The 9642-nt window shown below is 59.3% G+C and carries 9 protein-coding genes; 7 read left to right on the forward strand and 2 right to left on the reverse strand.

Going from position 1 to position 9642, the window contains the following annotated elements; translation table 11 throughout:
* The first annotated feature begins 141 nt into the window (after positions 1 to 141).
* Complete coding sequence (locus A9Q02_RS17620; protein ID WP_097654398.1) at positions 142 to 1644, forward strand: carotenoid oxygenase family protein; 1503 nt, start codon at positions 142 to 144, stop codon at positions 1642 to 1644.
* On the opposite strand, the gene A9Q02_RS17625 is transcribed toward A9Q02_RS17620, so the two are convergent.
* Positions 1641 to 2192 (reverse strand): GNAT family N-acetyltransferase, encoded by a 552-nt coding sequence (locus A9Q02_RS17625; protein WP_097654399.1) that lies wholly within the window; start codon positions 2190 to 2192, stop codon positions 1641 to 1643. The two genes, A9Q02_RS17620 and A9Q02_RS17625, sit on opposite strands and share 4 nt — an antisense overlap.
* A 275-nt stretch (positions 2193 to 2467) precedes the next feature.
* On the opposite strand from A9Q02_RS17625, the gene A9Q02_RS17630 reads away from it, so the two are divergent.
* The 6 genes from A9Q02_RS17630 to A9Q02_RS17655 all read left to right on the forward strand — a co-directional run bounded on the left by A9Q02_RS17630 (position 2468) and on the right by A9Q02_RS17655 (position 8856).
* A complete protein-coding gene (locus A9Q02_RS17630) occupies positions 2468 to 3754 on the forward strand; it encodes a hydroxymethylglutaryl-CoA reductase, degradative (RefSeq protein ID WP_097654400.1) in 1287 nt (428 codons plus the stop codon).
* A 280-nt stretch (positions 3755 to 4034) separates the two neighbouring features.
* On the forward strand, positions 4035 to 5084 hold the full coding sequence (locus A9Q02_RS17635) for a hydroxymethylglutaryl-CoA synthase (RefSeq protein WP_097654401.1): 1050 nt from the start codon (positions 4035 to 4037) through the stop codon (positions 5082 to 5084).
* Between the two features lie 162 nt (positions 5085 to 5246).
* On the forward strand, positions 5247 to 6410 hold the full coding sequence (locus A9Q02_RS17640) for a thiolase C-terminal domain-containing protein (protein ID WP_097654402.1): 1164 nt from the start codon (positions 5247 to 5249) through the stop codon (positions 6408 to 6410).
* Positions 6411 to 6535: 125 nt separating this feature from the next.
* A complete protein-coding gene (locus A9Q02_RS17645) occupies positions 6536 to 7189 on the forward strand; it encodes a YIP1 family protein (RefSeq protein ID WP_097654403.1) in 654 nt (217 codons plus the stop codon).
* A 27-nt stretch (positions 7190 to 7216) separates the two neighbouring features.
* Complete coding sequence (locus tag A9Q02_RS17650) at positions 7217 to 7612, forward strand: Zn-ribbon domain-containing OB-fold protein (RefSeq protein ID WP_097654404.1); 396 nt, start codon at positions 7217 to 7219, stop codon at positions 7610 to 7612.
* A 5-nt stretch (positions 7613 to 7617) separates the two neighbouring features.
* Complete coding sequence (locus A9Q02_RS17655) at positions 7618 to 8856, forward strand: radical SAM protein (protein WP_097654405.1); 1239 nt, start codon at positions 7618 to 7620, stop codon at positions 8854 to 8856.
* 10 nt (positions 8857 to 8866) lie between these two features.
* Here the strand turns inward: A9Q02_RS17655 and A9Q02_RS17660 are convergent, their stop codons facing one another.
* Positions 8867 to 9475, reverse strand: a complete 609-nt coding sequence (locus tag A9Q02_RS17660) for a Uma2 family endonuclease (protein WP_097654406.1) — start codon at positions 9473 to 9475, stop codon at positions 8867 to 8869.
* Positions 9476 to 9642 lie beyond the last annotated feature (167 nt).

Consider the following 9642-nt stretch of genomic DNA (forward strand, 5'->3'; position numbering starts at 1 on the left):
AAGCTTTCATCTGAGCTTCTTGGGGCCTACGACCCCAAGAAACTCGCTTGTACGGCGGTCAGCTTCGCTGACCGCCGTACAAGCATGGGTTTTTAGGGCAACAGCCCTAGACCGCGCCAGAAGGCGTAAAAAGGAATATAGATGACAATGACAACCACCCCAACGACCGAGGTACCCTTCGAGAAGATACGCGCAGCCTTTGCACGGGGCTATCAGTCGCAGCGGCAAGAATTGGCCTATTGGATTGATGAGGTTGAGGGCACCATTCCCCCCGATCTCCACGGGACGTTCTTTCGCAATGGGCCGGGGTTGCTCGATGTGAATGGGCAGCGGCTGCATCACCCGATTGATGGTGATGGTATGATCTTCTCAATGGCCTTTGCCAATGGGCGCGCCTTTGTGCGCAATCGATTTGTGCGTACCAAAGGCTTTCTCGAAGAGCAAGAAGCCGGCAAGATCCTCTACCGCAGCCCGTTTGGCACGCAGAAACCTGGCGGGATGCTCGCCAATATCTTTGATCTGCGCCTCAAGAACTTGGCCAATACCAGTGTCACCTATTGGGGCGGCAAATTGCTTGCTCTGTGGGAGGGTGGCGAACCCCATCGCCTCGATCCTTATACGCTCGAAACGCTTGGCCTCGATGACCTGGGCGGCATTCTTAGCCCTGGCAAAGAGTTCGCGGCCCATTACCGCATTGATCCCGATGTCGCCGGCGAGCCGCATCTGGTCAATTTTGGCAGCCAGATGAAACTCGGTATCGGGTTCCAGGAAGATGCGACGATCATCACGATCTATGAGTTTGACCAGGCAGGCAAGGTGCTCAAGCGCCACGCGTATCGCATCCCCGGGTTCTCGGTGCTGCACGACATGGCGATTACGCCCAACCACTGCATCTTTTTCCAGACGCCCCTCGACTACAATGCGGTGCCGTATGTGCTCGGCATTCAGTCGATTGTCCAGTCTTTTCGCCTGAATCCTTCGCGTCCGACCCGGATTGTGGTGCTGCCCCGCGATGCCGAGGGGCCAGTAAATATCTACGACGCAAAATCAGGCTTTATTTTCCACCTTGCCAATGCTTTTGAAGATGGGACAAAGCTCTGTGTTGATGCCGTTTCGTACGCCGATTTCCCCCAGATCGAGCCAGGCGAGAACTTTCTTGACCTTGATTATCGGCGGTTTCCCGCTGGCGAACTCTGGCGCTATACCATTGATACCAACACTGGCACCGTTGACCGTACGTTCCTCTATCCGGGTACCTGCGATTTCCCGACACTCCACCCGCAGAACCAGGGCCGACCGTATCGTTATGTCTACCTTGTAGCGGCCCCCCCAGGCAAGACACGCTGGGTTGTGCAGACGATCACGAAACTGGATCTCGCCACGGGCGCGACCGATGTATGGAATGCTGCGCCCTACGGGTTCCCGAGTGAAGCGCTCTTTGTCCCCAGGCCCGATGGGGTGGCGGAAGATGATGGCTGGCTCTTGAGCCTCGTCTACGATGGCGAGCAGCATCGCAGCAGCGTCGTGATCCTCGATGCCCGCGACCTTGCTCAGGGGCCGATCGCCCAACTTCATATGAAGCACCACCTACCGCATGGGTTCCATGGCTGCTTTGTGCCCGACTATTTTGGGCCTGAGGCCTAAGCAACCCGTTTCGCCATCAAAATATCAGGTTTGCCAAAGCCATTCGCATCAGGCACAAGGCCCACAATGACGAAACCACACCGTTGATAAAAGGCGTACGGGTGGTCACGCACGTTGCGTATGGCAGCAATATAGCCAGACACATCAGGATAGAGATCAACGCCCGCCAGCGACGTAAGCCCGGCCTCATCATCGGTACCAAGAAAGATGGTCGAGCCACCACGCGCCACAACCTGCCGTTCCAGATCATGCACGAGTGCTCGCCCAACGCCTTGGCGCTGGTGCGAGCGGCGCACCACAAGTGGGTGCAACTCCCACACATGGCCGGGGTACAACTCAAGGGCGCCAATCCAACCCACGAGTTGCCCGGCCTCATCATAAGCAACCCGGCAGATCTTCGCCGGGTCAAGCGCCTCCTCAACCTCGCTCTGGGCGCTCTGAAGATCCGGCCAGGTCTGTGGCGCAAAATCACGAAACCCTTCGACCAGCAGCAGCGCTGCCGCTGTACGGGCCTCGTGGTCACTCGTTTCGAGGGTTATAATGTGCATATATGTATCTTCTTCCGCTTCAAAAGAATGTCCAATGTTTTGCTCGCAAGCAAGTCTAGCAAAAGCAGTCCCGTGCGTGAACAACGTGAAATGCGGTTATAATGGCCTCTTTTTACCATAATTTCAAGCCCATGTGCCCTGCCTGAAAGCCTGAGAGAGTGGGTTGATAGGTTTTGACAGTTAATCCAAGGCTTGCCGAGGGCCTACCAATGTTACAATAGTCAACGTGAGAGCTTAGACGACAAAGTTACGATGTGGAGGAAGAGTAGCGTTTTATGGGTACAAAAAATTCACGGCTCCAGGGATTTTATCAATTAAACCCGTTTGAGCGTTTGCAGATGGTCAAGTCCTTTGACGGCCTGTGCGAAGAAGATCTGCGGGTCTTGCATGGTGGTCATGGTACCCTGACGATCGAGCGTGCTGATAAAATGATCGAAAATGTGGTTGGCACCTACAACCTGCCGCTTGGCATCGCAACCAATTTTTTGATCAACGGGCGCGACCATTTGATCCCGATGGTTGTTGAGGAGCCGTCAATTGTTGCAGGCGCAAGCTACGCGGCCAGAATGGTACGCGAGGGCGGCGGGTTTGCCACCAATAGCACCGATCCCGTAATGATCGGGCAAATTCAGATTGTTGGCGTGGCGGCCCCACAGAGTGCGCGCCACGATATTTTTACCCGCAAAGAAGAGATCCTCGCGATCGCAAATGCCCAGAGCCGCTCGCTCGTTGGGCTTGGCGGCGGTGCCCTTGATCTCGAGGTCAACCTGCATGCAACGAGCCCGATGGGGCCAATGATGGTTGTTCACTTGCTGGTTGATACCCGCGATGCGATGGGTGCCAACGCCATCAACTCGATGTGCGAGGCTGTCGCGCCGCTACTTGAGCAGATTACCGGTGGGCGCGTCTATCTGCGCATTCTGTCGAATCTCAGTGATCGGCGCCTCGCCCGCGCCCGCTGTGTTGTGCCGACCCGCGCCCTCGAACGCGATGGACTGAGTGGCGAAGAAGTGGCCGAGGGCATTATGTGGGCCTATGCCTTTGCCGCCGTTGATCCCTATCGGGCTACCACCCACAACAAGGGCATCCTTAATGGGGTTGACCCGGTGATTGTCGCGACGGGCAATGATTGGCGGGCCATCGAGGCTGGCGCTCACGCATATGCGTCACGCAGCGGTCAGTACCGCTCGTTGAGTGTGTGGGAGCGCGATGACGAGGGCAATCTTGTTGGCACACTCGAAATGCCGATGGCCGTTGGCATTGTCGGCGGTGCCACCAGGGTGCATCCCGCGGCCCAGACCGCACTCAAATTGCTTGGGGTGCAGTCAGCCAACGAACTGGCCGAGATCTGTGTCGCTGCGGGCCTCGCAAGCAACCTCGCCGCGATGCGTGCCCTCGCCTGCGAAGGGATCAACCGCGGCCACATGGGGCTCCACGCGCGCCAGATTGCCATGGCCGCCGGTGCCCACGGCCCCCTCGTTGACGAGATCGTCCGCCGTATGGTCGAAGAACGCAATATCAAACCCGCGCGGGCGGAAGAGTTGATCGCTGAATTGCGGTAATTTGGACGCAAAGACGCAACGGCGCAAAGGGTATTGAGAACTCATCTGGACGCCAAATGTGTGAAGAATGGCTGTGCCAGAGGTGCATCAGGGAAGGCCACGGCCCGGGGGGGGCCTTCCCGCTTCGGGAGCAACAGCGGGCGAGCCGCCCGCGCGCCCGGGGAAACAGCTGAGGGATGAACGCAGGATCGCCGATGATGACGATGGCTGCATCGCACGTTGGGTGAGGCCTGTGTTTTTTGCTGTGCCAGATATCAAGCTTAGAGAGAAGGATCGTCATATGATGAAACCAGAGCGCCCGGTTGGGCTGATTGGCTACGGGGCGTATGTTCCCCGCTATCGCATTGCTGCGCGTGAGATTGCCCGCATCTGGACTGATGGGCAGGGTGGGGTGCCCGTGGATGCCAAGAGTGTGCCAGGGCCTGATGAAGATACCATTACGCTCTCGATCGAGGCCGCGCGCAATGCCCTGGCCCGTGCCGGGGTTGCGATCGAACAGGTGAGTGCGGTCTGGGTTGGCAGCGAGAGCCATCCGTATAGTGTGAAGCCTTCGGGCACGATCGTGGCCGAAGCCCTCGGGGCGACGCCATGGGTGAGCGCTGCCGACTTTGAGTTTGCCTGCAAAGCGGGCAGCGAGGCCCTCACCGCAGCGATGGCGCTGGTTGGCAGCGGGATGGCCAATTATGCCATGGCAATCGGGGCCGATACCGCGCAGAGCCGCCCCAGCGATGCACTGGAATATACTGCTTCGGCAGGGGCTGGTGCGTTGCTGATCGGGCCAGCCGCAGAGGCTGTGGCAACGATTGACGCAACCGTGAGCTATGTGAGCGATACGCCCGACTTCTTCCGGCGCGCCGATCGTCCCTATCCTGTTCATGGCAATCGCTTTACCGGCGAGCCGGCCTACTTTCATCAGATCCAATCGGCGGCCCAACGCTTGATGAGCGACATGGGTAAGACCGCCAAGGATTTCACCTACGCGATCTTCCACCAGCCGAATGCCAAGTTCCCTCAGGCCGTTGCCAAGCGCCTGGGTTTCAGCGATAGTCAGATTGCGCCCGGTTTGCTCAGCCCACAGATCGGCAATACCTACTCGGGCGCGGCTATGGTCGGCCTGTGTGCAACACTTGACGTTGCCCAACCCGGCGAGACCATCTTTATCACGACCTACGGCAGCGGCGCTGGCTCTGATGCTTATGCGCTCACCGTCACCGAGCAGATCCTCGAGCGGCGTAACCGCGCCCCACTGACCGAGGCCTACCTCAAACGACAGGTCTTTATTGACTATGCGGTCTATGCGAAATGGATCGGCAAACTCGTCATGGGGTAATTCTTTTGTTTGCCTGGTTTTGGTGGCTGCGCCGCCAAAACCAGGCAAACGAGGGGTGATGCAAAGTTCGCCTCCGGCGGGAGGGTGTGGGGTGGCTGCGCTGCCAAAACCAGGTAAACGAGGGCTACGCTGAAAAGGCTTGTTAAGCAAATAAGGAGATGTATGCGATCATCATATATTGTGAGTGCTGCGGCAACTGCGGTTGGCGAGCATTATGCACGCAGTCTGAGCGATCTGGCGAGTGAGGCGGTACGTAGCGCGTTTGCCGCCCTACCCGAGGTAAGTCCCGAGCGAGTCGGGGCGCTTTTTGTCGCGAATGCCATGGGCGAGACCCTGGCAAGCCAGGGGCAACTGGGGGCGTATCTGGCGCATGCCGTCGGGCTGCGGGGGGTACCTGCGCTGCGTGTTGAGGCCGCCGGCGCGAGTGGCGGTGTTGCGTTGCACCAGGCGGCGCAGGCCATTGCGACAGGGCAGTGCGACCTTGTTGTCGTGCTGGGAGCCGAGAAGGCGACCGATCGCCTCGAAGGGGCGCTCGAAACAGCGCTCGCCCTGCATACCGACGCCGAGGCCGAGGCCATCCACGGGTTGACGCTGACCTCGCAATGGGCGATGCTGATGCGTCGGTATATGCACGAATACAACTATGGCCTCGAAGCCTTTGCGCCCTTCCCGGTCAATGCACACGCCAATGCAGCGAAAAATCCGCAGGCGCTCTACCGGTTTGCGATCAACGCCGACAAATACCGCAAAGCTGGCATGGTCGCCTCGCCGCTGAATATGCTCGATTGCAGCAGTGTGGCTGATGGGGCCGCCTGTGTCATCCTCGCGGCTGAGTCACTTGCCCGCGAGTTCCCCGGGCCACTCGTCCGGCTGGCGGGCACAGCGATCGCCACTGATACGCCGTCGCTCGGCGCGCGCCGTAACCCGCTCGATCTTGAGGCAGCGCGGGCCAGTGCCCACGTTGCGCTTGGACGCGCCCATCTGGGCCTCAGCAGTGTGCAGGTCTTTGAATTGAGTGACCCCCACGGCATTGCTGCCGTGCTTGCGCTCGAATCAATCGGCTACTACGAACGCGGCGAGGCCCCGCGCCACGCCGCTGACGGGGCCATCGCGCCAACCGGGCGCACGCCACTTGCCACGGCAGGCGGCTACAAAGCCCGTGGCGACATCGTCGGGGCGAGTGGCGTCTACCAGGTCGTCGAACTGGTGCGCCAGTTGCGTGGCGAAGCAGGCCCCACCCAGGTCGCCGACGCCCGCGTTGGGTTGGCGCAAACGCTCGGTGGCATTGGGGCAACCGCAGCTACCGCCGTCATCGTCGCTGAGTAAGGATTTGCGCCTTGGCGTCAAGCTGTACGTTTCGCCCTTCATGCACTACAATGAACCCAAGACCCTCACCCTGACAAGGGGCGGATCTTGCGCTACGTACCCGCGCTTTCTACAGGAGCCAGACCATGATTCAGGAGATGATCAACGGCAGCGTCGGTGTGCTGAGTCGACCATCAGTGGCGACCTTCGAGGAATATGAGAAGGATAATCTGGGTTGGGCGCTGATCTACTCGGTGCTCGCCGGGGTGATCAATGCGATCATTAGTGGCATTCAGTTCGCTCTTTTTCCACCAACACCAGTCAATCCGCAAGATTTAGGTGATGTCCCCCCGGAATTGGCCGAGTTGCTCGGCGGTATGACGACGGGTGCAGCAGCAGCGCCTAATATCTGGGCCTCCGTGATCGGGGCAATCGTCTTTACGCCACTCATTCTGCTGATTGCCTGGGGCATTACCTTTGCGCTCGGGCGTGCGTTTGGCGGTGATGGCAAGTTTGGTGAACTGGCCTACAATATGTCGCTCTTTGGGGCACCCATTACGGTAATCGGGAGCGTGTTCGGCCTCATTCCATTTCTTGGTGGCATCGCTGCATTTGCGCTCTTTATCTACAATCTCTACCTGACCTATCTCGCAATCCAGGCTGGGATGAACCTGCCAGGCAATAAGGCCCTGTACGTCATTCTAATCCAGTTTGCCATCGGGATCGCCATTGGCCTCTGCTTTTTCCTTTTCTTTGCCCTCATGATCGCAGCCCTGATCGGCGCGGCTGGTGGGGTCTAGTTTTTTTACGAGGAGTTATCGATCAATATGGAAATTGCTCGTCACTGGCGCCAACGCGCCGCACGCTATCGGTTGCAAGGTCAACGCCATCGTGAAACTGGTGAGGTACGCTTTCCCGCTCAGCCCCCTGCCATCGGCGAAGATCCGACGGCGTGGGAAGCCGTTGATCTCAGTGGACGCGGCGAACTCTATAGTTTTAGTGTGCTGCGGCAGGGGCCTGATGGCTATGAGGGTCTTGTCCCTTACCCAGTCGGGATGGTACGCCTTGAAGAAGGCCCGCTCGTCGCGGCCCAGTTGACCGATTGCGCCGAGGCCGATCTTGCAATTGGTCAGCCTGTTGAGATGGTGACCCGTCAGTTGCTCGATACCGGCGAAGATAATGTGCTCGTCTATGGGTACAAGTTTCGCCCGGTGCTTGTGTAAGTGCAATGTCAACTGTTGCCCTCTACAATCTGACCATGATCGAGCTCGAAACCCTGCTACGTGACCTGGGCCAGCCGGCCTTTCGCGCCAAACAGCTCTATCGTCAGCTTTATGTCAATTTAGCTGACGACGCGATGACGATGACCGATCTGCCGCTCGCCCTGCGCGAGCGGCTCGCTAGCGAGGTGCGCCTGGGCGCGTTGCAGCTTGAGCAGGTGCAAGCGACTGATCAGGGGCTGACGCGCAAGGCGCTCTTTCGGCTGCACGACGGGGCTGTGCTCGAAACCGTCTTGATGATCTATCCCGATCGCGCAACCGTCTGTGTTAGCACGCAGGCTGGTTGCGCGATGGGCTGCGATTTCTGTGCCACCGGCAAGCTCGGTCTGTTACGGAATCTGACGGTGGGGGAGATTGTCGAACAGGCGCTCTGGGCTTCGCGTGAGTTACGGAAGTGGCAGGCGAGCCTGGTGGCCCCTGATGCAGCCGACAGCCAACTCCAGACACCCCCTGCCACAAGCCGGGCCAGACAACAAGCCTTGCCCGGCCCCGAGACCACCCGAACCGACGACGCTGGGCAATGGTGGGGCGGCGAAGGCGAGGCCTTTACCGAGCGGGTCACGCACCAGGTCGCCAGGGTGACCAATCTGGTCTTTATGGGCATGGGCGAACCGTTCGCCAACTATGACCGCTGGTGGGCAGCCGTCGAGCGTCTGCACGATCCGCAGGGCTTCAACCTTGGCGCCCGGAGTATGACTGTCTCGACGGTTGGGCTTGTGCCAGGCATCAGGCGCCTCGCCGAGGCATCGTTGCCGATTAGCCTGGCGATCTCGTTGCATGCGCCCGACGATGCGCTGCGTAGCGCGATGATGCCGATTAACCAGCGGTATCCACTAGTTGAATTGCTTGAGGCAACGCGTGACTATATCGATCGGACCGGGCGGCGGGTCAGCTTTGAATATGTGCTGCTGCAGGGGCGCAACGACCACCCGCACCAGGCGCTTGCGCTCGCCCGCCTCCTGCGTGGTCAGGGCGTCAGCAGAGGGTCGCCCTTGCTCTGCCATGTCAACCTGATCCCGTGGAACCCCGTGCCAGGCATGCCACTCGGTCGCTCAGAACGCGAACGCGTAACGGCCTTCCAGCAAGTCCTGCTCGACTACGGCATCGCCTGCACCGTCCGCATCGAACGAGGCGTCGCTATCGCCGCAGCCTGTGGGCAACTCGCAGGCGCCTCAGGCCCAAGCTAAGCGCCAACCCTCACGTCGCATCAAAGACCGCACTCACGGCCACCTCAAAGCCAGGCAAGATCAACGAGGTGGCCTGTTCACCACGAGCAAAGCGCCCATGCGCCACATAGGCCGCCCCCTCAAGCGTCAAGACGGTGATCTGCTCGGCGACCGGATCAACCAGCCAGTACTCGGCAATGCCAGCCTCGGCGTAATCGACCACCTTGACCACCGTATCACGCTCAGGATCATCGGGACTGACAATTTCGACCACGAGATCAGCGCCAAGCCAGTACCGATTCTGGCGACGGGGATCATGGGCATCGCGCACAAGGAGAATATCGGGTTCACGATGCTTGCCGGGGCGAATCTGGAGACGCAACGGGGCGACCAAGACTTTGCCACCGAGGCGATCAACCCATAGCCGGAACCAATCATAGAGCAAGAGCAGCATAACCTGATGCTTATCGGTCGGCATGGGCAGCACCTCAATCATTCCATCGGTAAACTCGATCAAATGGCGCGTATGATCACTCAACCTCAGATACTGCTCTTCAGTCCAGAGCCCCTGAAGCGGATGTAGACTGACCTTGAGGCCATCGTACTCGCGGACTAATGTCAAGTCAGTTGCGCTTGTCATAGTTGCCTTTATTGCTGGTTCAAAAGCCAGCATAGCTGGCTTTTGAACCAGCAAAGGAATCAGGGCGATTGCATCTTCCGTGTATGCACCCCACCAGGGCACCCGCTACCCACCGAGACGCCAGCCGCCGGTGGGACTGAGACCGCACCGCCACCCACCGCACCCAC

This window comes from Candidatus Chloroploca asiatica, from assembly GCF_002532075.1.
Taxonomy (GTDB): Bacteria; Chloroflexota; Chloroflexia; order Chloroflexales; family Chloroflexaceae; genus Chloroploca; species Chloroploca asiatica.